Here is a 25,442-nt window from a genome sequence, read left to right as displayed (position 1 = left end):
TGTCTAGTTGTTCGTTTGAGATGAGATGTAATTAGCTAGGTTTTCAACCGAAGCAAAGTGCTGGCGAGTGTTTGAATCGTCGGCATCGATAACAATGTTATATTTTTTCTTGATAGCAAGACCAAGCTCAAGGGCGTCGATAGAATCCAGTCCAAGTCCATCGCCAAATAGTGGAGCCTCTGTTTCAATTTCATCAATGCTCATATCTTCAAGGTTCAGTGCGTCGATGATCAGTTGTTTTAATTCGTTGTGTAATGTTTCCACTTTGGCCTACTTAGTGCTTTATCTGAAATACTGCTTCAAGGGGGCGATTCTACATTATGCGTTGTATTTTCGAAATGCTGATATCGCCGTCGTTTTATTGAAGAGCTAAATACTTTCTTCGGAAGGGAAAATACTTTGTGCAAGATGATGGTTAAGGCGTCTTGCTGCCGAAGTTAAGTTGTTCGAATTCTCAATAAATGGTGCGACTTCTATTTTACCTTTCACCGCGACATGAAAAAAGGGTTTCGTAGCAGGAACTTGATACCATTTTTTCTCTTTCGTTAAGAATGTCGGAGAAACCGTAATGTGAATCACGCGTAAATCGGTTTGCGTTCGAGTGGCTATTTGTGCTGCACCACGTTGTAATGATGGTTCAATTCCTGGCGTTGTGCGAGTTCCTTCAGGAAAAACAAGCAACACGTTGCCACGTGAAAAACGTTCTTCACAGCGCTCTAAAAGGTCGTCAGGTGCTTGGTTAGGTATGTATCCCGCCGCTTTGACGATCCTTTTCATAAAAGGGTTTTCCCATATTGCAGCCTTAACGAGGCAATCGCATTGCGGCAGTTGAGAGGCGATCAGCACGTAGTCAATCAAACTTGGGTGATTGGCGATGATGATGCAGTTGCGATCTTCACGGAGCAGTTCGGCGCCATCAATTCGATAGTCAATAGCGCCAGTGAACTTCATTATTTGGCAAAAAGCATTGAATGAAAAGCGAATCAGTCGTTGAGCTTTAAGCTCTTTTTTAATGGTGTTAGATGTGGTGAGTGCGATCGACGGCAAGATCAAGAAGCTGAGAACTAAGCCTCCTAGACCAAAGATGGAGAAGCAAAGCCCTGTCGCGAATACTCGCCAATATTGATCGACCTTACTCATTCTTGAGTTCCAGTTTTTACGTTGTTGACCCACGACCAAGCTTGGTGCTTGCCTGCAATCGTCCAACGTTGGGTATCCAAAAGGATATGTTGTAGCGCTTGAAGGCCTTGTGGCAACTCGGATACTGATTGACTTGTTTCTACTGCTCTATAAATAGAGTAGTCATCGCCCGCAGTGAGAATTAAGCCTAACGCGTAATCTGCGTAGTTTTGCGTCTCATATTCCTGGTAGAGCTCTGGCAGAGGTTGGTCGAAATCAATGACTAAAACACGGTGCGATGGATGTTGGTAGAGGTAAAGGTACGCCTCAATCAATGCATTATGGAAGGTGTCTTGTCCGGCCGCTATTGAGGTCAGTGGAATTGGTGCTTTCGCGGCAATCGTTGTGAGGCCAGCAGCCGTGTTGTGTACTGATTGCGAGAATGCCATTGGCGAGGCATCATCACCTTCTAATATAGATTGAATTAAGATGGCGGTTCGGTGCAGTTCACCATGCCGACTGGCAAACACTAGGTAATCAATCGAGGTGTCTTTTAACAGAACCAATGCGGTTTGGACAGCAAGCTTGCTTTGTACGCTCATTCGGCGGCGCATCATTGGCGGGATGGCTTTAAATTCAGCTGTACCATTGTCTGGCCAAGCTAAATTAGCGCTCCATGTTTGCCATTCGGCATCAGAATTAAGACCGGCCGCATTTGCAGACCATTTCTCAATATTAAACGACATTAATTTGGATTGATTTGACATAGAGTATTGATTTGCTTTGGGTCTAACTAAATACTATGCGCGCTTATAAATAAACACAGGTAAGGGATTTAAATGAAATTACTAAAAATAGCCGTTTCAATATTGTTCATATTCGTTCTTGCAGGCTGCGGACGTGTACAGCCAGTAATGAATGTTGAGGATACTCCAGTTGCACTGAATCTTCAAAGTAAACAGGTGAAATCAGCTATTTATGAATCAGCTGAGAACCGAGGTTGGTTGGTTTCTGAGATAAAGCCTGGCTTGATCCGTGCAGAGCTGTATGTTCGCTCACACCATGCTGTGGTTGAAATTCCTTATAGTGACAAATTTTACTCTATTCTTTACGTTGAATCAGAGAATTTGAAGTATGACGATGGTGAAATACACCGTAATTACAACCGTTGGGTTAATAACTTAAACGTTGATATTAAACGTAAGCTTGCACAAATGGCAGCTGAGTAATCCTCTATTATTTAAAGTTAGGTTTTTCGTGTCGGAATATAAATTAGATCCATTCAACGCTTTAGAAGCAAAAACAGAAGCGCAGAAATTGTCTTTCGCTCCCATTGTTTTTCATACTGCCCGTACACTTCGTGATTTAGGTATCTTGCAATCGTTAGATGACGCGGGTATTAGTGGTTTACCTGCGGAGACTCTTTCGGAAATAACGGGCGTATCTGAGTACGGCGTAAAAGTTCTGCTCGATATGGCGTTAAGTGCTCATATTGTTATTTGGGACAAACCTAACTATAAAATGGCTAACCTTGGTTTCTACCTTCTGCACGATGGGATGACCAACGCGAACATGGACTTCACGGCTGATGTTTGTTACGCCGCGATGATGCATTTAACGGAAGCGATTGAAGAAGGCACACCTGCGGGCTTAAAAGAGCTAGGTGACTGGGAAACCATTTACCAAGGTTTGTCTCAATTGCCAGAAAAAGCAAAAGAGAGCTGGTTTAAGTTTGATCATTTCTATTCAGACCGTTCGTTCCCTGTTTTGCTTGAGAAGGTCTTCAGCAAGAAACCTAAGTCGCTGGTGGATATCGGCGGTAATACGGGTAAATGGGCGATGCAGTGCTGCAACCACGACTCAGATGTTGATATAACGATTGTAGATTTGCCACAGCAACTAGAAATGGCAATGGCAAACGCGACACTACATGGCCATCAAGACCGAGTAACGCCATTCCCAGCCAACATGCTCGACAAACAACAAGTGTTGCCGACGGGTGCGGATGTGTGGTGGATGAGCCAGTTCCTTGACTGCTTCTCGCCAATGGAAATTCTAAGCATATTAAAACGAGTTCGCTCTCATATGTCAGAAGAGGCGACTGTCTATATCCTGGAACTGTTTTGGGATGCACAGAAATACGATGCGGCGTCTTATAGTTTAAATGCGACTTCTCTTTACTTTACTTGTTTGGCCAACGGTAACAGCCGTTTTTACCGCAGTGAAGATTTCTTAGAAATCGTTGAGGAAGCTGGCTTTGAAGTGGTGACTCGTACCGACGATATCGGCCTCGGTCACACACTGCTTGAATTGAAAGCTAGCGCGCAATAAAAATAACAAATATGGCTTAAATAAATGAAGAAAATATCAACTCAAGTGGTGATCATCGGAGCTGGACCATCAGGGTCTGTTGCCGCGTCTTTGCTTCACAAGAAAGGCATCGATGTTCGAGTGATTGAAAAGAGTCTTTTTCCTCGCTTTTCTATTGGCGAAAGCCTGTTACCTGCTTGTATGGAAGTGATTGAACAAGCCGGTATGAGCAAAGCAGTAGCTGAAGCTAACTTCCAATTTAAAGATGGCGCGGCTTTCCGTAAAAATGACGTTTATACGGCGTTCAATTTTGAAGATAAGTTCTCTTCTGGACCGGGAACCACGTTTCAAGTTCAACGAGGCGCCTTTGATAAGGTGTTAGCCGATGCTGCTGAAGCACAAGGTATTACTATTGATTATCAACATGAGTTGATGGGCATTGATTTCACCGAAGGCAGCACGACTTTAGATGTCCAAGTTCTTGATGGAGAGCGTTATCAGCTCGAAGCTCAGTACGTTTTGGATGGCAGTGGCTTTGGCCGAGTACTGCCTAAAATGCTTAACTTGGAAGAGCCGTCATCGCTTCCTCCACGCAAAGCTATTTTCACGCACATTAACGATCATGTTTTAGACGTTGATACTGAACTAGAATATGACCGCAATAAAATTCTCATATCAGTGCATCCATCTAATCCTGATGTTTGGTACTGGTTAATTCCGTTTAGCAACGGCGTCTCATCATTTGGTGTCGTCGGTGAGCCTAAGTTCTTCGAGTCATACCCAGAAGATAAGATTGCCGCTCTTAAGCAATTAGCAACCGAAGAGCCTGGATTAGCTGAAATTTTAGCAAATGCCGAATACCCAAACCCTGCAGGTGAAATAGGTGGCTATTCTGCCAACGTAAAGCACCTTGCAACGGATAAGTATGCGCTGTTGGGTAATGCCGGTGAGTTTCTTGACCCTGTATTTTCATCAGGCGTTACGATTGCGATGAAGTCGGCCCAGTTTGCCGTTGAGTGTGTGGAAAAGCAGCTTAATGGTGAGAACGTCGATTGGGAGCGCGATTATGCGGCTCCGTTGATGGTGGGCGTAAACACTTTTAGAACGTATGTTGAGGGGTGGTACTCAGGTACTTTGCAGGATGTGATTTTCTATCAAGATCCAAACCTGAAGATTAAGCAAATGGTATGCTCGATTTTAGCTGGTTACGCATGGGATCAAACTAATCCGTACGTGAAAGAATCGCAGCGTCGATTGGCGACACTGGCAGAGATATGCCGAAGCTAGGTAGTCTATTCAGTGTGTGAGAGTATCTTCAAGCGCTAAGGTGACTAACCTACAAACAAAAACAGCCGCAAATGCGGCTGTTTTTGTTTCTGAAAATATGGGATTTTAATTCAATTGAGTGAAGACTACTTCAAGTCGATGCTGTTCAGTCGTCCCATAAATATCAACAGATCAATCACATCTTTATGGGCATCAAGCAGGGCGCGTTTGGTTTGGCTATAAGCGGCAAGTCGTCCATGCTTTCTGATTGAGCACACTTTGGTTTTGTATTTGTAGTCGCCGTTATCTGAGAATACACGCCACTTAGCGATGTAGCATTCGTCGCGGTGTTCAGGATCAGTCTGGGTAGGATTAGGCTTGAATACAATTTTTGGCTCTAAACTATGAGGTAGGCGCGTCATCAGATAGGGCTCTTTGAGGACTTTGGGCCAAAACTTGCCCCAAAGCTGTCTGCCCAGTTCGTCTCGTAACTTGATGGTTTTCTTTAGTGCTTTGTCTTCACCCATGCGAACAAAGCCGACAGAACGATGCAGTACCGTATCATCGGGTGTATGGATGTGAATTTTAAAAGCGGTTTTACCTTTCGATATGAAGCGGTAACCGGTAGCACCAATTAGATTATTCAGGCTCATAGTTTGCTAAATGATGATTATGTTATTAATAAGATTACGACAAATACGTAAAAACCGAAACTAATCATCATGAAAAAAATAAAGCCTTAGTACTTTTGCTAAGGCCTTATTAGAAACTATGAGCTGGGAGTGACACTAACTACATGATTTTCTGCATCACATCACCAATTTGAATGCTTCCTGCAAGGCTAGGCTGATCAATCGTGAGTTCGGCTTCATTTTCATAAACACGAGAAACCGTCAGAGTGATATCACTTTGAGATACTTTGTTACGTGGTAAGCCTCTTTGGTCGATAAACGAACCCGTGTGCCACAATTGCAGTTTGTCACCTTGTTGCACGCCATGCATTCGACCAAGATCAATGGTTACTGTATTGCCGTAGACCGCCGCAACTTCCGGAAGGGTAATCTTACACGATACTTCTGATTCCAAGTCCAGCATGATATTACGGCTGACGCGAAGCATCATGCTGCCATAAGTGGATGCCCAGAAGCGCGCGCTGCGTGTATCGACTTCACTGGTTTTAGCAAATGGCCATTTTGCTACTTCACGATAGCTACGATTGTAAACTTGGTGACCTGTTTTACCGTCGAACACTTGCATCTCTAGTGCAAACTGTCGGTTGATAACGTCATCTTTCAACAACTTAGATTCGACGGTTGCCGTTAAGTCGGTAATGTCGCCACCAATGATGTACTGCGCGCCTGTGTCTTGAGCGATCATCTTGATTATGTCAGGTCGACGCTTATCGATGTCATAATTTGTTGTACCAACCGAGACAAAGCTACGAGACTCTTTTGCCAACTGTCGATCAACGACATGGCCGAAATCATCACCGATGTTATAAATTCTTCCCATTACGGCTTGTTGAGGGGAGGTCACATCAATGTTGCCGACCAAAAATGTCTTCTTGTACTGACTTTCATGGCAAGCATTTGCCGAAGGATAGATGTCGATCCTTGCGGTGATCATTAGGTTGCCACCGCGAGTCTTTACTTTATCAACCAATATGTAGCGTACTTCGTGATTAGTAAACTGGAACTCTTTTTTACTCGCATCCAGATAAGGCGTGAGGTTGGAGATACTACCGATATCAGCACCAGAGAACTGAACCGCTTTATATACCGCGTCTTCCAGAGCGTGGACTCTTGCGGATTCTTCCGACGATACGATGGCTGCTGTACCGGTAACCTCATACCAAGAGGCATGAGCACTGAAGCTTATGGTTATCAGTGAACTTATTGAAAATAAGTAAGAAATTATTTTTTTCATCTATTCGTTACCAGTTGGGTATAAATATTGCTTAACAAATAACTATAAGCTTGAAGCTGACTTAAGTGCGTTTTTCTTAATCTGAACTATTAACGAAAAGCAAAGACTGTTCCAACATTGTAATCCATTGAAAAGAATAATGGTGAGAACATATTGGAACAGGCAGCACTAAAACTATCTGGAGATTAGATAATGAAAAAATGGCTCGTAGTTATGAGTGTCGTGTTACTGACATCATGCGCTTATTCGCCGATCTATAACGGCAAGTCTGAATATTCAGGCAGTCAGTTTATGTTGATGGACAGCCCTCGTCACACCATGGATTTTTTCGTGGAAAGTATGACCGAAGATTTAATCGTGTCGAATACGAGTATCTCAGCAAGAACACCGATTGCGATTACCTCGTTTGTTGATCTACAACACATGGATACAACCAACTGGCTAGGAAATTCGGTATCGGAAGGTTTCATTCATCAGTTTCAGCGTCGTGGCTTCAAGGTTGTCGATTTTAAAACGACGGGTTCTATCCAAGTGACTCACCAAGGTGACTTTGCGTTAAGCCGTGATTGGAAAGATTTAGCTCAAGAGCAAGACGTCCAATACGTGCTGACGGGGACTATGCTTCGCCAAGAGGGTGGTGTTCTAGTTAACGCTCGTGTAGTTGGAATGCAAACTCGTATTGTGGTTGCTTCTGCACAAGGCTTCTTGCCGGCAGACCGTATTGGTCGTGACCTTGATACTCTGAACAGTATTCGAACTCAAGATGGCGTTATTATTCGTTCTGACCCAACGATCAGCCAGCCTTACACTGTTATTCTTCGCCCTTAGGAGTTCGAGATGAAGAAGTTAATATTTGTTGTTGCCGCTTTATTGCTTGTTGGTTGTCAGCCACTGCAAAGTATGAGGCCTGATGATTTCTTGGTTGCGGTTGGTTACGCGAGTATCAGTGAGCAAAAAGGTCGTAACGACGAAGAAAGGCGCATCCGTGCGATGAGAGCCTCTAAGATTGACGCTTATCGTGAGCTTGCTGAACAGGTTTACGGTATGCGAGTAAGCGGCCGAGCTGAACTTGAAGATCAGCGCCTTGGTACTGAACGAACTTCAGGTGCGGTTGATGGTGTTATTCGTGGCGCAGAAGTAGTACGTAGTTACCCTGTGGGTGATAGTTATGTAACGGAACTTCAATTAGATATTCGTAAGATGGACCAACTACGTAATTACGGTGAAGTGCAGGCTGTGCCAGAAAAGAGACAACAAACGCTATTCTAGTTGTATGATCTCTTAGGCTGTAGGTTAATGATCATCGAGTTCTGTTTATCTAGTTAAAAGATTACCCAGTTATATGAGTTGCCACTCGTTTTCCAGATGACGTAGCGGCAATTGATAACTGACGTAAATAAAAAAGCGGCAAGTATGAAGATACTTGCCGCTTTTTTATTTATCGATTTTGTCAGGGCGCTCAAAGGCTGATTAGACGTTTTGATAAAGAATAACGACAGGAATAGTCTGGGATACAGATACAGGCAGAAGGTTAATAAGGGGTATTACTGAAGAGGGAGGCTTAACTAGGCTTTTACGTTGGTTCCCAGCGTAGAAATCGTATGCGTTTGACCACCGGCATTGTAGGTCATGCCAATTTTACCGTGGCTTTGTTGCATCATATTACTGAGTTTTTTGAAGCTAAGGTGTGCTCGATTCAAGGCTTCGCCATTAACCAGGTTCGCTTGATGGCAATCGTGCACTATGGACTTGATGGTTGCGACTAACTGAGCTAGTTCAGGGTTCTCGGTCAGTTCTGAGATATTGGTATGGGCTGCGATTCGTTGATCGGTTGACCTTAGTTGCTCAACTAGGACCACTTTTTCTTTGGCGATTCTCTCAATATCGTTTGATTGTCGGCTCGTGATCGCGGTTTTCTCTGAACTTAATAATTCAGATAAGGCTTTGGCATTTTGAAGTTGAAAATTAACTAAATCTGCTAGTGCCGCCATAACGTAAACCTATTCATAACCTCGTGTGCTTTAAGGCAATCACTTTAATCAAAAGTGATAGTTGGCTTAAAGACCTTTTAATTCATCTTCGAACTTGATCATATTGTCTGCCAGTTTTTCTGGATCGACAGTGTATGAACCGTTCGCAATCGCTTCTTTGATCGCCGCAACTTTTACAGAGTCAAAACTCGGTTGTGCCGCCATATCTTGGTGGAGTTGACCAATGGCTTTGCCTTGTTGGCTAAGCGAAACCGCATCTTTGCTTGCTGGTGATTTAGTTGATACATCAGAGCGTGATGCCTCAGAGCTAGAATCAGAGCGTACTGCTGATCGGTTGGGGGTCGTTAGGGTTTGCCCTGAACGAATATTATCAATGCCTGCCATAGTTAAGCCTTTTTCTTCAAAAATGGGAACCTGTACAGTCATTATCGACCATGAGTTCGAATACTTTAGCAATTTTTAGCTCAATAGTCGAAAAGGGACAAAACACTGTAGCCGTTATATTTGGCGTTAAGAGTGGAGAGCAAAATGGCTAACGATACCGTCAATTTAGAAGTAGAGAGTTAAAAGTAAACCGTGACTTCAGACATGCTGGTAACAATACCTTCAATTATACGTTGTGATTTATCATTTTTCACTCTTACTTGATCGCCCATTGAGCCATCCGTAAGTGCAGTACCTTTAGTGGTAATGGTCATGCCACCTTTAACTGCCTGTATGATAACCTTCTCATTTCGGCAAACGACACAAATATCGCCTCTTTCAACGACATCACCCGGTCTTAGGTTCTTTTTTACTTTGGCACCGATAACCTGTTGTGGGTTGGTGAAACCTTGGCGGCGAAATTTGTTAAGAGAAATCATGTCGGTAGTCACATCGTATTGACCGACAATCTCGCCTCTTGCAATTGAGCGCGTGGTGGTGACGAGTGGGACTGACATTGATAAGCGTACGGGCACATAAACTCGCCACTCGTCAGGAATGCATTGCACTAAAACCGTAATGCTACTGCGGGTATTGGTGGTGGTTGATGCGCTAGTTTCAAGCGGCACTGGACAGTCTGTTGCTTTAATTCTTGAGTCAACATTTGCTGAATTAACAAAGAGTTCGCCGCCTTGTGGCTGCTCAACCGTATCATGGATGTGTTGCTCGGCCGCAGACTGAATCATTTCAATTTGCTCTGGAGTCGCAGCTTGCACAAAAAAACTAAACAATATTGATAAAATGCCGATAAACTTAGCGACAGTTTTAAAAGTAGCTCTACACATTGCTATGGAAAGAGGTGGCAAATTTATTTTATAATATGTCATTCCGTTTCTCTGGTGGTTCGTAGCCTGCAGTAGACTAACACTTTTTATACAAAAAAGTTTGATATGGAGATGAGCTCATGACGGGTATTCTTGATTCGGTGAATCAGCGTACGCAACTCGTCGGTCAAAACCGATTAGAATTACTAACCTTTCGCCTAATGGGGCGTCAGCGCTACGGCATTAATGTCTTTAAAGTAAAAGAAGTGCTTCAATGCCCTAAGCTGACAAAGATGCCAAACTTGAACCCACTGGTTAAAGGTGTAGCACACATTCGTGGCCAAACGATCTCTGTTATCGATTTGAGCTTAGCGATTGGTGGCCGTCCTACAACGGATGTTGAAAAGTGTTTTGTGGTTATTTCTGAGTTTAACCGAACTATTCAAGGTTTCTTGGTCAGTTCAGTAGAGCGCATTATTAACATGCACTGGGAGTCAATTCTTCCGCCGCCGGATGGCGCTGGTCGAGCGAACTACCTGACAGCGGTAACTAATATCGATAATGAATTAGTTGAAATTCTTGATGTTGAAAAAATTCTTGCTGAAATTTCGCCTGTTGATGAAACAATGGACAGCAGAATTGCTGAAGAAATCGCAGAAGTAGAACAAGAGAAAGAATTGGTTCGCCGTATCTTGATTGCTGATGATTCAACTGTTGCTCGTAAGCAAGTTCAACGCGCCATTGAATCGATCGGATTTGAGGTTATCGCGGTGAAAGATGGTAAAGAAGCCTATGAAAAGCTGGTGCAAATGTCATCAGAGGGTAGTATTTACGATCAAATTTCATTAGTGATCTCGGATATCGAAATGCCAGAGATGGATGGATACACGCTGACTGCTGAGATTCGTCGTCACGCCGAACTTAAAGATTTATACGTAATTTTACACTCATCCTTGAGTGGTGTATTTAACCAGGCCATGGTTGAGCGTGTTGGGGCGAACTCCTTCATTGCAAAATTCAACCCTGATGAGCTTGGGGCAGCGGTTAAAGCTGCGTTAACTAACTAAAAGAGACATTAATGACTGCTATAACAATAAGTGATCAAGAGTATCGCGATTTCAGCCGTTTTTTAGAATCTCAATGTGGCATTGTATTAGGTGACAGCAAGCAATATTTAGTGCGCAGTCGTTTAAGCCCATTAGTAACGAAGTTTAAGTTAGCTTCGTTATCTGATTTGTTGAGAGATGTAGTAACTGGTCGAAACCGTGAGTTGAGAGTGGCAGCTGTCGATGCCATGACGACGAACGAGACACTTTGGTTCCGAGATACTTACCCGTTTGCTGTACTTGCGGATAAGCTACTACCGGAAATAGCGGCAAATAAACGACCTATTAAGATTTGGTCTGCAGCAAGCTCTTCAGGCCAAGAAGCATACTCAATGGCAATGACGATTCTTGAGACTCAAGCTCGCAAGCCGGGTATGTTGCCAAATGTATCGATTACCGCAACCGACATCTCTGCAAGTATGTTGGATATGTGCCGCACAGGCGCATACGACAACCTTGCATTGGGACGTGGACTTTCTCCTGAGCGCCGTCGTACTTTCTTTGAAGATGCGGGCGATGGTCGTATGAAAGTCAAAGACAACGTTAAGCGCATGGTGAACTTCCGTCCACAAAACTTGATGGACAGTTATGCGTTATTAGGTAAGTTCGACATCATTTTCTGTCGTAATGTATTGATTTATTTTTCGCCAGACATGAAGTCAAAGGTACTTAACCAGATGGCAAACAGCCTCAATCCTGGTGGTTACTTGTTGTTGGGTGCATCTGAATCGTTAACAGGCTTAACGGATCGTTTTGAAATGGTTCGCTGTAATCCAGGCATCATCTACAAATTAAAGTAATGAGTGGCACCAGTATTAGGTGTAACGTTACTGTCTAACTTCAAAACCCAGCCAAGTGCTGGGTTTTCTTTTTCCGGCTTAACCTATATCTTTAAGTCAGAGTGACATTCCAACCCACTCTATTTTTGGCTTGTATATTGCAAGTTTACCTACGAGTAACCTGTAAAAGTAATGGTCGGCCACTTTGTTTTAAAAGTTGGTATATATATTGCTTTGGTTATCTCATAACAGTCAGTTCTTGAGTTGAGGTTTACATGGCTATTTCTTTTGATAATGCTTTAGGCATTCACCAGCACACAGTTGGTGTACGTGAGCGTAACGCTGAGGTGCTTTCCACCAATATCGCGCAAGCAAACACGCCTGGGTATAAAGCAAAGGGACTAGATTTTAAGAAATCACTGCAAGCGGCAAGTTCTGGGGCAAGCATTGGTCTTAGCCGTACAGATGGTCGGCACATTTCTGCCTCAACAACGGTGAACGGGGAAACGAAGTATCGAATTCCTACCCAACCTGATACAGGAGATGGCAATACGGTTGATTTGGATTTGGAAAGAAACCTTTTCATGCAAAACCAAATTAGGCATCAAGCCTCTCTCGACTTCTTAGGAAGTAAGTTCAAGAATTTAACTAAAGCGATTAAAGGGGAATAATTAGATGAGCTTATTTAATGTATTCAATGTGACCGGTTCTGCGATGAGTGCTGAATCTGTTCGTCTAAATACGACCTCGAGCAACCTTGCGAACGCAGACAGTGTAAGTAGTTCTGCTGAAGAAACTTACAAAGCTCGTCACGCAGTGTTTGGCGCTGAGTTAAATAAAGCACGCAATAGTGGTCACACTGTGCCGGTGAAAGTATTAGGTATTGTGGAAAGCGATAAGCCGCTTAGTGCGGAGTACAACCCAGATCACCCACTAGCGAACAACGAAGGCTATATCTACAAGCCTAACGTGAACGTTATGGAAGAAATGGCAAACATGATTTCGGCATCACGTGCGTACCAAACGAACGTACAGGTTGCTGACTCGAGTAAACAAATGCTGCTGCGTACGCTGCAGATGGGTCAATAAGGATAAGGAGGTAGCATATGGCTGGAATCAACAACAATGTTGGTCAAAGCGGCTTGTCCTATGTTGACCAGCTGAAGAGTCTTCAAGATGGCGCTAAGAAGCCCGACGAAACAACAGGTAAGCAGGATCTTAAACAAGAAGATTTCTTATCTCTGTTGACTAAGCAACTTGCACAACAAGACCCTTTTAAGCCGGTTAGCAATGACCAGATGATTGCGCAAATGGCTTCATTTGCGACCGTAGATGGCATTGGTAAAATGAATACACAGTTTGAAAGCTTGAATTCATCAATGACTTCTAACCAAGCGCTTCAGGCCTCTTCTTTAGTAGGTCGTGATGTATTGGTTCCTGGTGCGGCAGGTGTGAAACCCGGTGATGGCGGTATGGCGGCAATGGTTAAGCTCCCTCAAGCCATGGACAATGTAATGGTCCGTGTTGAGAACGAAGTTGGTCAGTTGGTTCGTACATTTGATATCGGTTCTAAACCATCAGGTGACACGCGTGTTGAATGGGACGGAAAAGACGAAGACGGTAACCCATTGCCGGCTGGTAAATACAACGTTAAAGCGTCGGGTTTACTGGATGGCGAGAACACAGAGTTCCAAGTTTCCAGTTATGCGAACGTGAACAGTGTGCTTCTTGGTAAGGGTGATGGCAACGTACTACTCAATCTGGCTGGTTTTACATCGCCAGTACGACTTGCTGAAGTACTAGAAGTTGGTAAAGCGTAACTCTTTAAAAGAGTGATTATGCTAGCTAGATAGATTAGGAGAATATTGGAATGTCATATGTAGCTTTGAGCGGCCTATCCGCTGCACAATTAGATCTGAATACAACCAGTAACAATATTGCGAATGCAAACACGTTTGGCTTTAAAGAGTCTCGAGCAGAGTTCGGCGATGTGTATTCAAGCTCGTTGTTTACTAACGGAAAGACTACCCCTGGTGGTGGTGCTCAAGCAAATAAAGTTGCGCAACAGTTTCACGAAGGTTCAAGTATTTATACAAATAACCCAATGGACTTACGTGTCAGTGGTACAGGTTTTTTTGCAGTATCGAAAGACCGCATGGTGCCAGAGATCAACGAACTAACGCGTAACGGAGCTTTTCACTTAAATAAAGACAACTTCATGGTAACCTCGAATGATGAATTTCTTTTAGGTTACGATGTTGACCCAAACTCGGGTGAAGTTCTTTCTTACGCGCCAAAGCCTCTCGACATTCCTGCTGAGTTTGGTAAGCCAAAACAGACAGAAAACATTGAAGTAGGAGTTAACCTTCCTGCAAATGGTGATCTTAAAGACCCGGCTGCATTTAACTACCAAGATTCTGACACTTATAATCGAGCAACGTCTTCGACGGTATACGATTCTATGGGTCAGTCTTACAAGTTAACGACTTACTACCTCAAAGATCAGACTCAACCAAACACTTGGCAGACGTACTACACCATGTCAGATGAGAACGGTGAAAAGCCGGTCAACATTACTGGTGGTGATGCGACGAATGCACAAGGTCATGTTGGTCACACAATGAAGTTCAACAACGACGGTACGTTAGCAAGCCTGAACAATGGTCAGCCGATTAACTCGGAACCACTTGGTGCTGGCGCGAACCCAATTGACTTGAACGGTGCTGATCCAACTCAAGTGCTTAAGTTTGGTCTGGATTCTTCAACTCAGTTTGCTGCTCCGTTTGAATTGACTAAGTTTGATGAAGATGGTGCAACAACAGGTTTCTTAACAAAAATCGATTTCGATGAGTACGGCAGTGTTCTGGGTACTTACTCAAATGGTGAAAACGTGATGCTTGGCCGTGTAGGCTTGGTTCGCGTACCCAATGAGCAAGGTCTAGATAAGAAAGGCGGCACTCAGTGGGATTCTACTAATGACTCAGGTTCTAAAATCTGGGGTGAATCGAACAAAGGTTCATTTGGTAGCATCAACAACGGTTCGCTAGAGCAGTCGAACATCGATATGACTCAAGAATTGGTTGATTTGATTTCTGCTCAACGTAACTTCCAAGCGAACTCACGTTCTCTAGAAGTACACAACCAACTGCAACAGAATATTCTTCAGATTCGTTAATCGTTTCGAGCGTTTGAATCATCTGCGAATACCCAATTCAATGTTATTGAATTGGGTATTGTTGGTGAATTTAAATATGGCTGTTTGTCTTCTTATTTGCCGCCCCTATTGCCGCACGGTAATGCCACTGGCAATAACTCCTCCTCAATGATCCTTTAATGATCACCCCTCTTTGTTTGTTTCCTATTTAAATTATTGATAAATAACAGTTAAAAATATTGGCACAGTGTTTGCTTTATAAGCTTTAGAAGATGATTTTTTGGAGCAAAATTATGGATCGCGCACTGTTTCTTGCCATGAGTGGCGCAAAGCAAAATATGCAGGCTTTGCAGCTACGTGCAAACAACCTTGCCAACGTTAGTACAACGGGTTTTCGTGCCGATTTAGCACAAGCACGTTCAATGCAAGCGTATGGTGAAGGCATGCCTACTCGTGTTTTCAGCATGACAGAACGTCCGGGTCATAATTTCGCACAAGGTAGTGTGGTCACTACTGGTCGCGATCTCGATGTCACGATACAAGGTGATGGCTGGATTTCGGTAATGGACAACACTGGCCGTGAAGGTTTAACACGTAACGGTAACCTAAAGGTTGACCAAAACGGTTTGCTAACTAACGCAAGCGGCCATTTGGTGTTAGGCGAGAATGACGCACCCATCACGTTACCTATTCCTATTAGTAAAGTAGAAATCGGCACAGACGGTACTATTTCGGTGATTCCTCAAGGCGCTCCAGCTGAAGAATTAGCGATTGTCGACCGAATCAAACTTGTGCGTCCAGATAATCAAAGCTTATTTAAAGATACGAATGGTCTATTCCGTTCGAAAAACCCAGATCAGGCATACGAAGCAGATGCAGCGGTAACGTTGCTAAAAGGTGCCATTGAAGGCAGTAACGTAAATGCTGTCGGTGAGATGACCAGCCTAATTGACTTACAACGTCAATTCGAAATGCAGGTCAAGATGATGAGCACAGCAGAGGAAATGGACAAGTCGTCTGATTCACTGCTTCGTATGAGCTAATAGAATTTAAAGGAATTTGCTATGCATCCAGCATTATGGGTAAGTAAAACAGGCTTAGACGCCCAACAAACCAATATCTCAACCATTTCAAACAACCTTGCCAACGCCTCAACCATTGGCTTTAAAAAGAGTCGTGCGGTATTTGAAGATTTGTTCTATCAGAACATCAATCAGCCGGGTGGCCAATCGTCGCAGAATACCGAGCTGCCAAGTGGTTTGATGTTGGGTGCCGGTTCTAAAGTCGTGGCAACTCAAAAAGTTCACACCCACGGTAACGCACAAACGACATCGAACAGCCTAGATATGATGATCGAAGGTGACGGCTTCTTCCAAGTTGAAATGCCAGACGGTGAGACAGGCTATAGCCGAAATGGTCAGTTCACGCTGAACGGTGAAGGCGCAATCGTAACCTCAGGTCAAGGTTATGCTCTACAGCCAGAAATCGTGATTCCAGAAGATGCGATCTCGGTGACGGTTGGTAACGATGGTGAAGTATCAGTTCGCCTACGTGGTGAGCAAAACAACGTCGTGGTTGGCCAAATCACCATTACTGACTTCGTAAACCCAGGTGGTTTAGAGCCTGTAGGTCAAAACCTTTATTTACCAACGGGAGCAAGTGGCGATCCGCAAGAGGGCGTTCCGGGCTTTGATGGTTTGGGTAACATCCGTCAGTCGATGTTAGAAACATCGAACGTAAACGTAACCGAAGAGCTGGTTAATATGATTGAAGCTCAACGTGTTTACGAAATGAACTCGAAAGTTATCTCGTCGGTAGACAAGATGATGAGCTTTGTTAACCAACAGCTGTAATTGGTTTATTTGCCGTTTACGTACTTATTCATAATTAATAGATCTGCTTCTAGTCATTGATCTATTTACCATTGCCTGCTGAGAGTATATCGCCATGAAACGTATTTTTTGTTTAGTTTTGTTAGCTTCTATGACCGGGTGTACTGTGTTGGATCCGATCGAGACTCCGGCACAAGAAAACGCAACCACAGTGGTTGATGCGGTAGAAGGCGATAAGTCGGCTGATGAAAGCTCAGGCATTATCGATACACTTCGTGGTAGAACAGACCCAATTGCAGGCGATCCTGCATGGGCGCCGATCAATCCAAAAGAAAAACCAGAGCATTACGCAGCGGCAACAGGTTCACTGTTCAATATCAACCATATTGGCAGTATGTACGATGATTCAAAGCCTCGCGGCATTGGTGATATTATTACCGTTGCGTTAGATGAAAATACTCGAGCGACCAAAAAAGCTAATGCTGACATGTCTAAGTCTAACGATGCATCGATGGAGCCTTTGGCTGTTGGCGGCCAAGAGTTGACTATTGACAAGTACAACTTCTCTTATGATCTGAGCAATACCAACACCTTTGCTGGTGATGCATCAGCCAACCAAAGTAACAGCATTAGCGGCTACATTACCGTTGAAGTCATCGAAGTATTAGCCAATGGAAATCTAGTGGTTCGTGGTGAAAAGTGGATGACACTGAATACAGGTGATGAGTATATCCGCCTAAGTGGTACTATCCGCCCTGACGATATAGATTTCGAAAATACCATCGCTTCAAACCGTGTTTCTAACGCACGAATTCAATACTCAGGGACTGGAGTGCAAAAAGATATGCAAGAGCCTGGATTCTTGGCACGATTCTTTAATGTATCACTGTAGAGCTTGAGAGGATGTCGGCTTACTGACAGCCTTTACCACTCGGCCATATTTAGCTAAGTTTTTGTAAATTAAATTATTATAATTACATAGCTACTATAAATTGAAAGCAATACAGACAGGTTACTCAATGAAAAAACTAACACTCGTACTACTTGGCATGCTATTTCTTGCCACCAGTGCCCATGCTGCACGTATTAAAGATGTGGCAAAAGTGGCGGGTGTTCGTAGTAACCAACTTGTCGGTTATGGTTTGGTCACGGGCTTGCCGGGTACAGGTGAGACAACTCCCTTTACTGATCAAACGTTTAACGCAATGCTGCAAAATTTTGGCATCCAATTGCCGCCCGGCACTAAGCCAAAAACCAAAAACGTAGCGGCAGTAATTGTTACCGCTGAATTGCCAGCCTTCTCTAAGCAAGGTCAGGAAGTTGACGTAACGGTGTCTTCTATCGGTTCAGCAAAAAGCCTTCGTGGTGGTACCTTACTGCAGACTTTCCTGAAAGGTCTAGACGGTCAAGTGTACGCGGTAGCACAAGGTAACTTGGTGGTGAGTGGCTTTAGTGCTCAAGGTAATGATGGTTCTAAGATTGTCGGTAACAATCCTAATGTCGGCATCATATCTAGCGGCGCGACGGTCGAACAAGAAATCCCAACGCCATTCGGTCGTGGTGACTACATCACGTTCAACCTAATCCAATCAGATTTCACAACGGCGCAGCGCTTAGCTGATGCAGTTAATAATTTTCTAGGCCCACAAATGGCTTCAGCGGTTGATGCGACTTCAGTAAAGGTTCGCGCACCACGTGAAATCAGCCAGCGTGTGGCTTTCTTATCGGCAATCGAAAACATCGAGTTCGATCCTGCAGAGGGTTCAGCAAAAATCATTGTTAACTCTCGTACTGGTACGATTGTGGTTGGTAAACATGTTCGCTTAAAAGCGGCAGCGGTAACACACGGTGGTATGACGGTAGCAATCAAAGAAAACCTCAACGTGAGCCAACCGAATGCATTTTCTGGTGGTCAAACCGTAGTGGTTCCTGATTCTGATATCGAAGTCACAGAAGCCGATGGCAAGATGTTCAAGTTTGAACCGGGTCTAACGCTGGATGATTTGGTTCGTGCAGTCAATGAAGTGGGCGCAGCGCCTTCTGATTTAATGGCAATCCTTCAAGCACTGAAACAAGCCGGTGCAATTGAAGGTCAATTGATCATTATCTAAGGAATAAAGCATGATTAAGAATAACAATGACATCGGCTTTATTCACGATATCGGTAGCTTAGATCGTCTTCGTCAACAAGCAGTAAATGGTGAAGAAGGCAGCGAAAAAGAGGCACTAACTGCTGCGGCAAAACAGTTTGAATCGATTTTCACTTCGATGCTGTTTAAGTCGATGCGTGATGCGAACTCTAGCTTTAAGTCGGATATGCTGAACAGCCAGAACGAGCAGTTTTATCGTCAGATGCAAGATGACCAAATGGCGAGTGAGTTGAGTGCTTCAGGTTCATTAGGCCTTGCGGACATGATCGTTGCTCAGTTAAGCGCCGGTCAAGCAAGCGATGCGACAGAAGATAAGGTTCGTAGTGAAGGTTTTGATACTTCACTGCAAAGACCTCAGTATTCAGGCCGTTCAGAAGACAGAGTATCTGAAGTTCAACCTGCTTCCGCTGTTAAACAATCAGTATCCTTCGATTCTCCAGAGTCGTTTGTTACCTCAATGAAGCCTTACGCTGAAAAAGCGGCGAGTGCACTTGGTGTGGATTCATCTCTGCTATTGGCACAAGCGGCACTTGAAACAGGTTGGGGTTCTAAAATGGTTAAGAATTCTTTGGGGAACAGCAATAACTTATTCAACATCAAAGCAGATAGAAGTTGGAAGGGCGATAAGGTTGCTACGCAAACTTTAGAGTTCCATGGCAAAACTGCCGTTAAAGAATTGGCATCTTTCCGTTCTTACTCAAACTTTGAAGACAGCTTTAATGATTACGTGAAGTTCTTGAACGAAAATCCAAGATACGAAACGGCATTACAGCATCAAGGCAATTCAGAGAGCTTTATCAAAGGCATCCATCAAGCTGGTTACGCAACTGACCCTAACTATGCAGACAAGGTGTTGCGCGTTAAAGCTAAAATCGATGAGATGAATTAGCCCCATCAATTAACAATGAGAGCTTGCCATGGCAGGCTCTTCTCTTATCCGCTCCTTCATATCTGGCCCTATTGTTTTTAGTTATTTCCTTACACTTCAATAAATTATGGTCTTTTAATCTTTTATTGTCTCTATTGGCACATATGTTGCTTATTATCTTGGTAATATGCTGTTGTAGTTAATCAGTTCATCCTGATTTTATTAAGTTTTTTGGGGGCATTATGGCGTCGGATCTTCTGAATGTAGGGGCACAAAGTGTTCTTACGGCTCAGAGACAGCTAAACACCACAGGTCATAACATTTCTAACGCCAACACAGAGGGCTATAGCCGTCAGTCTGTGATTCAAGGTGTGAATGACCCGCGCCAGTATGGTGGGCAATCCTACGGTATGGGTGTTCATGTGGAAAATGTTCGCCGCTCTTGGGATCAGTTTGCCGTTAAAGAACTTAACTTATCGACAACCAATGCCGCTAACAAAGGCGATACCGAAGCCAACCTCGATATGTTGTCGAGCATGTTGTCATCGGTTGCTTCAAAGAAGATCCCAGAAAACCTCAATGAATGGTTTGATTCTGTTAAAACTCTCGCCGATACCCCGAATGATGTGGGTGCGCGTAAAGTCGTTTTAGAGAAAGCAGGGCTTGTCACTAAAACCTTGAATGAATTTCATGAAACGGTACGTCAACAGTCTGATTCAACGAACAAAAAATTAGAAGTCGGCATTGAACGAGTAAACCAAATTGCGGTTGAGATTCGTGATGTTCAGCGTCTGATGATGCGAACGCCAGGGCCTCATAATGATTTACGAGACCAACACGAAAAGCTGATCAATGAGCTATCTGGTTACACCAAAGTGACGGTAACGCCGCGCTCGAATGCGGAAGGATTTAACGTCCATATTGGTAATGGTCATACCTTGGTTTCTGGTAGTGAAGCAAGTCAACTGAAGTTGGTTGATGGCCTACCTGATACGCATCAGCGCCGACTAGCGATAGTTGAAGGTAAGTCTTTGAAGCCGATTACCAGCAATGATATCGATGGAAAAATCGGTGCCATGCTCGATATGCGAGACGAACATATCCCTGACATCATGGATGAATTAGGACGTTTGGCGACGGCTTTCTCTGAGAAAGTAAACTCACTTCAATCACAAGGTTTGGATCTCAATGGCAACGTTGGCCAAGATATCTTCACCGATGTGAACTCTGAGCGGGTGGCTAAATCACGCGTGACGGCTGGTAGCCAATCAAAGGCAGACGTAGCGGTATATATTGATGACACCTCTGCCTTAAAAGGCGGCGAGTATGGCCTTAAGTATGACGGCAGTGACTATGTCGTGACCAAGCCTGACGGCGAAACGGTCAAAGTCAGCACCAATTCAACAGGTAATGCTTTTTATCTAGATGGTATGCGAGTCGAAGTTCGAAACCCGCCGGAATTGGGTGAGAAACTGTTACTGCGCCCAACTCGTAACTTTGCTGCTCAGATTCAGATGGAAACCAAAGACCCTAGAGATATTGCCGCACAAAGTTATGAGGCATCGACCACGTTCGCGAAAGGCTCGGCGGGGTTCAAGATCCTAGCGGCCGGTCAATTGCGTGAGTTTGAAGTGATTGTTTCACCAAAAGGTGAGCAGTTTGCCGTGACTGATCCGAAAGGCAATATTTTAATGCAACCGCAGCCGTACCCACCTGAAGGGCCGGTTACGATTAATGGCACGACTTTCGAGTTGACCTCTGGCGCGGTGGCAAACGATAAATTTACGGCAAACCTTGTCCCATCAGAGGGTGACAACGGTAACTTGCGTAAGCTGCAAGATCTCCAAACCGGTAAGATCTTGAATGATGGTGAGTCTACGATTTTAGACCTTTATCACAACTTGAATACCAACACGGGCCTGAAAGCGTCGACGGCAAATCGCTTAAGCGATATTGCCACCTTAGAAAAGGAATCCGCTCAGGAACGTATTGCTTCAGTGTCGGGGGTTAACCTCGATGAAGAAGCGGCAAATATGATGAAATTTCAGCAAGCGTACATGGCTTCTTCACGCATCATGCAAGCAGCTAATGATACGTTCAATACTATTTTGGCTCTGAGGTAGGAAGTATAAATGTTGAATCGTATTTCTAGCTTCCACAACTACCAATCTGTTCAGAACGACTTGCGCCGTCAAGAAAACAAAATACATCACAACCAAGCACAACTTGCTTCTGGTAAGAAGTTACAGTCGCCAAGTGATGATCCTTTGGCGACCCACTATTTACAAAATATTGGTCAGCAATCAGAGCAGCTTAAGCAATATAGTGATGCAATCGTCTTAGTTCGTAATCGATTGGAGCATCATGAGGTATTGATCTCCAACACCGAAGGCTTTGCTGATGAAGCAAAACGAACCGTGATGGAAATGATTAACGGTGCGCTTTCTCCAGAGGACCGTTTAGCGAAAAAGCGCGAGCTCCAAGAGTTATCGAATAACTTTCTGCATTTAGCTAACTCTCAAGATGAGTCGGGTAACTACACGTTTGCGGGTACTAAACCGAAGAATCAACCCTTCTTTAGAGATAACCAAGGCAACGTCAGTTATCAGGGCGATGACTATCAGCGAAAAATGCGTGTAGCGAGTAGTTTCGAGATGGCGATGAATGATCCAGGCAGCAAGTTATTTATGGAAATAGATAACCCGTTTGGTGATTACGAACCTCAGTACGAGCTTGAACCCGCGTCTGAATTGCTTTTGGAACGTGCGACGAACTCAGCTGACGATGGGTCAACGTATAAAGTCACTTTTGTTGATATGCAGACAGGAAATTATGCTTACCAACTTGAAAAGGATGGTGCAGTGGTTGCCGCTGAAGACTTTGATCCCTCTACTGGCATTGTCTACGAAGGGTTGAATATTCAAATAAAAGGTCAGATCACCAAAGGCGATTCGATCACGTTAGAGCCAAGAGAGACATTCTCTATCTTTGATACGTTCAAAGAGGCGTCTGAACAGGCTGAAAACCCGGTATCAGATGCTTCAGCCACTGCGAAATTACATCAAGTGACTGAAGAATTTCATGCTGCGTTTATTCATCTAACGAAGGCTAGAACCGATGTCGGTGCACGCTTGAGCACATTGGATATTCAAGAGCAGCAACATGAAGATTTTAAGTTGTCTTTAGCGAAAGCGAAAAGCAACTTTGAAGACTTGGATTATTCGAAAGCCATTATTGAATTTAATGAGAACTCTCGAGCACTCCAAGCTTCACAACAAGCGTTTGGTAAAACAAAAGACCTAACCTTGTTTAACTATATTTAACGACCAATCGGTATTTAGTGATGAATCAAGGTTCATCATTGAAGTCGATTCTTTGCCTTATGTGCTATGCCATAAGTGCGAATCACTTCAACGTTTGCCGTTTTTTTATACAGAATACAATGTGTTCGATATAAGCGGCAAAAAGCGGCAATGAGCGAAGGAGTTCAACTCACTATTTCGCTCTAGTAGTATAATATCGAGCCAGATTTATCTTTAACTTATTGATTTTAATGTTTTATAAAAATAATCAATAGAAGATTAAACTTGGCATACAATTTGTATCTGTATTTGTCATAAATGATTTATACAGTTCTTAATCCTTGAATAAGGTTTAACGAGTAATACACGGTCAGTGCTTATCCATATGAGAGTAAAGCTGGCCGCTTCGCAGAAAGTTTGCGAACTCATAAGGAGAGCAAAATGGCTATCAATGTAAGCACTAACGTATCTGCTATGACAGCACAGCGTTACCTGAATAAAGCGTCTAATGACTTAGCGACTTCTATGGAGCGCTTGTCATCAGGTCATAAAATTAATAGCGCAAAAGACGATGCAGCGGGTTTGCAAATCTCTAACCGCTTAACAGCGCAGTCTCGTGGCCTTGATGTGGCAATGCGTAATGCCAATGATGGTATTTCGATTGCTCAGACCGCTGAAGGTGCGATGAACGAATCAACGAACATATTACAACGTATGCGTGATTTGGCGATTCAATCATCAAACGGCACTAACTCGCCGGCAGAACGTACCGCGCTAAACGAAGAGTCAATGGCACTTCAAGATGAGCTTAACCGTATTGCGGAGACAACGTCGTTTGGCGGACGTCGTTTGTTGAATGGATCATTTGGTGAAGCATCATTCCAGATAGGTTCTAGCTCCGGTGAAGCGATGATTATGGGATTAACCAGTGTTCGTGCTGATGATTTCCGTATGGGTGGTACTACGTTCGATTCAGAAAACGCGAAAGACAAAGATTGGCAGGTGCCACCGACAGCAAGCGATCTTAAGTTCGAATTCAGAACCAAAGATGGTGAAGACATCGTTCTAGATATTAACACCAAAGCGGGTGACGATATCGAAGAACTCGCCACTTACATTAATGGTCAATCTGATTTGCTGAACGCATCGGTTACTGACGAAGGTCGTCTACAGCTATTCGTTGCTGAACCTGATCTTGAAGGTGCAATGTCGATCTCTGGTGGTCTAGCATCTGAACTAGGCATTAAGAGTGAAGGCCGCCCTACATCAGTTCAAGACATTAGCTTAATGACTGTTGCTGGTTCACAGAACGCAATCAGCGTGATTGATTCAGCAATGAAGTATGTAGATTCACAACGTGCTGATTTGGGTGCGAAACAGAACCGTCTAAGCCACAGTATTAACAACTTGGCGAATGTTCAAGAGAATGTAGACGCTTCTAACAGTCGAATCAAAGATACGGACTTTGCGAAAGAGACGACGCAAATGACGAAATCACAAATTCTGCAACAAGCAGGTACTTCTATACTTGCTCAAGCAAAACAGTTGCCTAACTCTGCAATGACACTATTGCAATAGTTATTGGTTGAACTTGCTGCTCGTGTTCAGACGTGAGCCATGCAGCAAGGGAAACTGGCAAGCATACTTACTATTGAATGTTTAGCTCTCTCATCTCTCACCTGCTATCCATTTTTACAGTAAGAATGCAACGGCAAGTCGGAAATGTGTTCATTTCTCGATGATCTCCACACAGGCTCTGACGCGCCAACTAGCCCCGGTTCTCTCAAAGGAAAAGGGGCTTTTTCCTTTCTGTCTTCCCACTATTTTCTAGACTTAGTTTTCTGATCAGTACTTCTTCGATTTAACCAACTCGTTTTACCTCAAATAACCCTCTTTGCGACACAAGATCGACGTTGGTCTGAGATCTTTGGTGATTGTTCATTTCTCTACGTTGAGTAGTTCAAATAGTAATTAGTGTGTTTTTTGAACGTTTTTAGATCTTTTCTCTGTTGAAGTCTTCCGCTGCTTTAGAAAATAATAAATATTAAGTTACTGATAAATAATGGTTTAATATTTTTTTTGTGGTTTTCTAAAAGTTTTTCTAAAGCTTCTGTATTTCGAGCCGTTATTAAAAGTAACTTTGAGAGAACTACTTGGTTTTCCGAGACGTCGGAAACCGCTATACCGGAAAATCAATTGGAGAAATCACCATGGCAGTGAATGTAAATACCAACGTTTCAGCGATGACAGCGCAACGTTACCTAAACAATGCTAACAGCGCACAACAAACATCAATGGAGCGCCTAGCTTCAGGCTCTAAAATCAACAGCGCAAAAGATGACGCTGCGGGCCTACAAATCTCTAACCGTTTGAACGTTCAGAGCCGCGGCCT

The 25,442-nt window shown here is 43.7% G+C and carries 27 protein-coding genes and 1 pseudogene; 20 read left to right on the top strand and 8 right to left on the bottom strand.

All coding sequences use genetic code 11. From position 1 onward, the window contains the following. Nucleotides 1–3: 3 nt before the first annotated feature. The 3 genes from IQO02_RS00425 to IQO02_RS00415 all read right to left on the bottom strand — a co-directional run bounded on the left by IQO02_RS00425 (nucleotide 4) and on the right by IQO02_RS00415 (nucleotide 1,865). Nucleotides 4–264, bottom strand: a complete 261-nt coding sequence (locus IQO02_RS00425) for a phosphopantetheine-binding protein (protein WP_004736154.1) — start codon at nucleotides 262–264, stop codon at nucleotides 4–6. 105 nt (nucleotides 265–369) lie between these two features. Further along, the gene (locus IQO02_RS00420) at nucleotides 370–1,140 is read right to left on the bottom strand and encodes a lysophospholipid acyltransferase family protein (protein ID WP_016767045.1); all 771 of its coding nucleotides are present in this window, start codon (nucleotides 1,138–1,140) and stop codon (nucleotides 370–372) included. After that, on the bottom strand, nucleotides 1,137–1,865 hold the full coding sequence (locus IQO02_RS00415; RefSeq protein WP_016784739.1) for a beta-ketoacyl synthase chain length factor: 729 nt from the start codon (nucleotides 1,863–1,865) through the stop codon (nucleotides 1,137–1,139). The genes IQO02_RS00420 and IQO02_RS00415 overlap by 4 nt, the downstream gene beginning before the upstream one ends. 93 nt (nucleotides 1,866–1,958) lie before the next feature. On the opposite strand from IQO02_RS00415, the gene IQO02_RS00410 reads away from it, so the two are divergent. The 3 genes from IQO02_RS00410 to IQO02_RS00400 are packed head-to-tail and all read left to right on the top strand — an operon-like array spanning nucleotide 1,959 to nucleotide 4,716. Then, nucleotides 1,959–2,348: a hypothetical protein gene (locus IQO02_RS00410; protein ID WP_010439254.1), complete on the top strand. Its 390-nt coding sequence runs from the start codon at nucleotides 1,959–1,961 to the stop codon at nucleotides 2,346–2,348. A gap of 28 nt (nucleotides 2,349–2,376) precedes the next feature. Beyond that, the gene (locus IQO02_RS00405) at nucleotides 2,377–3,450 is read left to right on the top strand and encodes a methyltransferase (protein ID WP_016767047.1); all 1,074 of its coding nucleotides are present in this window, start codon (nucleotides 2,377–2,379) and stop codon (nucleotides 3,448–3,450) included. Nucleotides 3,451–3,474: 24 nt separating this feature from the next. Continuing rightward, complete coding sequence (locus IQO02_RS00400; protein ID WP_010439260.1) at nucleotides 3,475–4,716, top strand: NAD(P)/FAD-dependent oxidoreductase; 1,242 nt, start codon at nucleotides 3,475–3,477, stop codon at nucleotides 4,714–4,716. A 125-nt stretch (nucleotides 4,717–4,841) separates the two neighbouring features. On the opposite strand, the gene IQO02_RS00395 is transcribed toward IQO02_RS00400, so the two are convergent. After that, complete coding sequence (locus tag IQO02_RS00395; protein WP_010439262.1) at nucleotides 4,842–5,348, bottom strand: hypothetical protein; 507 nt, start codon at nucleotides 5,346–5,348, stop codon at nucleotides 4,842–4,844. Between the two features lie 139 nt (nucleotides 5,349–5,487). Next, nucleotides 5,488–6,621, bottom strand: a complete 1,134-nt coding sequence (locus IQO02_RS00390; protein WP_016767048.1) for a flagellar assembly protein FlgT — start codon at nucleotides 6,619–6,621, stop codon at nucleotides 5,488–5,490. Between the two features lie 192 nt (nucleotides 6,622–6,813). Here IQO02_RS00390 and IQO02_RS00385 point away from each other — a divergent pair, with 192 nt between their 5' ends. After that, nucleotides 6,814–7,449, top strand: coding sequence for a FlgO family outer membrane protein (locus tag IQO02_RS00385; RefSeq protein WP_010439267.1), 636 nt, complete (start codon nucleotides 6,814–6,816; stop codon nucleotides 7,447–7,449). A 9-nt stretch (nucleotides 7,450–7,458) separates the two neighbouring features. Next, the gene (flgP, locus tag IQO02_RS00380) at nucleotides 7,459–7,890 is read left to right on the top strand and encodes a flagellar assembly lipoprotein FlgP (RefSeq protein WP_010439270.1); all 432 of its coding nucleotides are present in this window, start codon (nucleotides 7,459–7,461) and stop codon (nucleotides 7,888–7,890) included. 296 nt (nucleotides 7,891–8,186) lie between these two features. On the opposite strand, the gene IQO02_RS00375 is transcribed toward flgP, so the two are convergent. The 3 genes from IQO02_RS00375 to flgA form a co-directional block, all read right to left on the bottom strand. Next, nucleotides 8,187–8,612 carry a flagella synthesis protein FlgN gene (locus IQO02_RS00375; RefSeq protein WP_016784737.1) on the bottom strand — a complete coding sequence of 142 codons (426 nt, stop codon included), beginning with the start codon at nucleotides 8,610–8,612 and terminating at the stop codon, nucleotides 8,187–8,189. A gap of 66 nt (nucleotides 8,613–8,678) precedes the next feature. Further along, nucleotides 8,679–8,996: a flagellar biosynthesis anti-sigma factor FlgM gene (gene flgM / locus IQO02_RS00370; protein WP_010439274.1), complete on the bottom strand. Its 318-nt coding sequence runs from the start codon at nucleotides 8,994–8,996 to the stop codon at nucleotides 8,679–8,681. 179 nt (nucleotides 8,997–9,175) lie between these two features. Then, on the bottom strand, nucleotides 9,176–9,922 hold the full coding sequence (flgA, locus tag IQO02_RS00365) for a flagellar basal body P-ring formation chaperone FlgA (protein WP_029189138.1): 747 nt from the start codon (nucleotides 9,920–9,922) through the stop codon (nucleotides 9,176–9,178). Nucleotides 9,923–9,999: 77 nt separating this feature from the next. Here flgA and IQO02_RS00360 point away from each other — a divergent pair, with 77 nt between their 5' ends. The 15 genes and pseudogenes from IQO02_RS00360 to IQO02_RS00290 form a co-directional block, all read left to right on the top strand. After that, nucleotides 10,000–10,926 carry a chemotaxis protein CheV gene (locus IQO02_RS00360; RefSeq protein ID WP_010439280.1) on the top strand — a complete coding sequence of 309 codons (927 nt, stop codon included), beginning with the start codon at nucleotides 10,000–10,002 and terminating at the stop codon, nucleotides 10,924–10,926. A gap of 11 nt (nucleotides 10,927–10,937) precedes the next feature. Continuing rightward, nucleotides 10,938–11,765 (top strand): protein-glutamate O-methyltransferase, encoded by an 828-nt coding sequence (locus IQO02_RS00355; protein ID WP_004736174.1) that lies wholly within the window; start codon nucleotides 10,938–10,940, stop codon nucleotides 11,763–11,765. A 254-nt stretch (nucleotides 11,766–12,019) separates the two neighbouring features. Beyond that, a complete protein-coding gene (flgB, locus tag IQO02_RS00350; protein ID WP_004736175.1) occupies nucleotides 12,020–12,415 on the top strand; it encodes a flagellar basal body rod protein FlgB in 396 nt (131 codons plus the stop codon). A 4-nt stretch (nucleotides 12,416–12,419) separates the two neighbouring features. After that, a complete protein-coding gene (flgC, locus tag IQO02_RS00345) occupies nucleotides 12,420–12,833 on the top strand; it encodes a flagellar basal body rod protein FlgC (RefSeq protein ID WP_004736176.1) in 414 nt (137 codons plus the stop codon). A 17-nt stretch (nucleotides 12,834–12,850) separates the two neighbouring features. Then, nucleotides 12,851–13,564, top strand: a complete 714-nt coding sequence (gene flgD / locus IQO02_RS00340; RefSeq protein ID WP_010439286.1) for a flagellar hook assembly protein FlgD — start codon at nucleotides 12,851–12,853, stop codon at nucleotides 13,562–13,564. A gap of 50 nt (nucleotides 13,565–13,614) precedes the next feature. Beyond that, a complete protein-coding gene (gene flgE / locus IQO02_RS00335) occupies nucleotides 13,615–14,919 on the top strand; it encodes a flagellar hook protein FlgE (protein ID WP_010439292.1) in 1,305 nt (434 codons plus the stop codon). 272 nt (nucleotides 14,920–15,191) lie between these two features. Continuing rightward, entirely contained in the window at nucleotides 15,192–15,941 is a 750-nt protein-coding gene (locus tag IQO02_RS00330) for a flagellar basal body rod protein FlgF (RefSeq protein ID WP_004736179.1), read from the top strand. Nucleotides 15,942–15,962: 21 nt separating this feature from the next. Beyond that, on the top strand, nucleotides 15,963–16,751 hold the full coding sequence (gene flgG / locus IQO02_RS00325; protein WP_010439295.1) for a flagellar basal-body rod protein FlgG: 789 nt from the start codon (nucleotides 15,963–15,965) through the stop codon (nucleotides 16,749–16,751). A 94-nt stretch (nucleotides 16,752–16,845) separates the two neighbouring features. Beyond that, the gene (flgH, locus tag IQO02_RS00320) at nucleotides 16,846–17,622 is read left to right on the top strand and encodes a flagellar basal body L-ring protein FlgH (RefSeq protein ID WP_010439297.1); all 777 of its coding nucleotides are present in this window, start codon (nucleotides 16,846–16,848) and stop codon (nucleotides 17,620–17,622) included. Nucleotides 17,623–17,749: 127 nt separating this feature from the next. Further along, the gene (locus IQO02_RS00315; RefSeq protein ID WP_010439299.1) at nucleotides 17,750–18,841 is read left to right on the top strand and encodes a flagellar basal body P-ring protein FlgI; all 1,092 of its coding nucleotides are present in this window, start codon (nucleotides 17,750–17,752) and stop codon (nucleotides 18,839–18,841) included. 10 nt (nucleotides 18,842–18,851) lie between these two features. After that, nucleotides 18,852–19,769, top strand: coding sequence for a flagellar assembly peptidoglycan hydrolase FlgJ (flgJ, locus tag IQO02_RS00310; RefSeq protein ID WP_016792926.1), 918 nt, complete (start codon nucleotides 18,852–18,854; stop codon nucleotides 19,767–19,769). Nucleotides 19,770–19,990: 221 nt separating this feature from the next. Further along, nucleotides 19,991–21,871, top strand: a complete 1,881-nt coding sequence (gene flgK / locus IQO02_RS00305) for a flagellar hook-associated protein FlgK (protein WP_010439302.1) — start codon at nucleotides 19,991–19,993, stop codon at nucleotides 21,869–21,871. Nucleotides 21,872–21,880: 9 nt separating this feature from the next. Then, nucleotides 21,881–23,071 carry a flagellar hook-associated protein FlgL gene (gene flgL / locus IQO02_RS00300; protein ID WP_010439304.1) on the top strand — a complete coding sequence of 397 codons (1,191 nt, stop codon included), beginning with the start codon at nucleotides 21,881–21,883 and terminating at the stop codon, nucleotides 23,069–23,071. Nucleotides 23,072–23,491: 420 nt separating this feature from the next. Continuing rightward, nucleotides 23,492–24,628 carry a flagellin gene (locus IQO02_RS00295; protein WP_010439307.1) on the top strand — a complete coding sequence of 379 codons (1,137 nt, stop codon included), beginning with the start codon at nucleotides 23,492–23,494 and terminating at the stop codon, nucleotides 24,626–24,628. 632 nt (nucleotides 24,629–25,260) lie between these two features. Then, nucleotides 25,261–25,442: pseudogene (locus IQO02_RS00290) on the top strand (flagellin B); the annotation flags it as partial.

Origin of the sequence: Vibrio sp. OPT24 (assembly GCF_015163545.1) — a bacterium.
In the GTDB taxonomy this organism is placed as follows: domain Bacteria; phylum Pseudomonadota; class Gammaproteobacteria; order Enterobacterales; family Vibrionaceae; genus Vibrio; species Vibrio cyclitrophicus.
The sequence above is the reverse complement of the archived record's forward strand: the minus strand, read 5'-3'. Positions and strand labels throughout refer to the sequence as shown.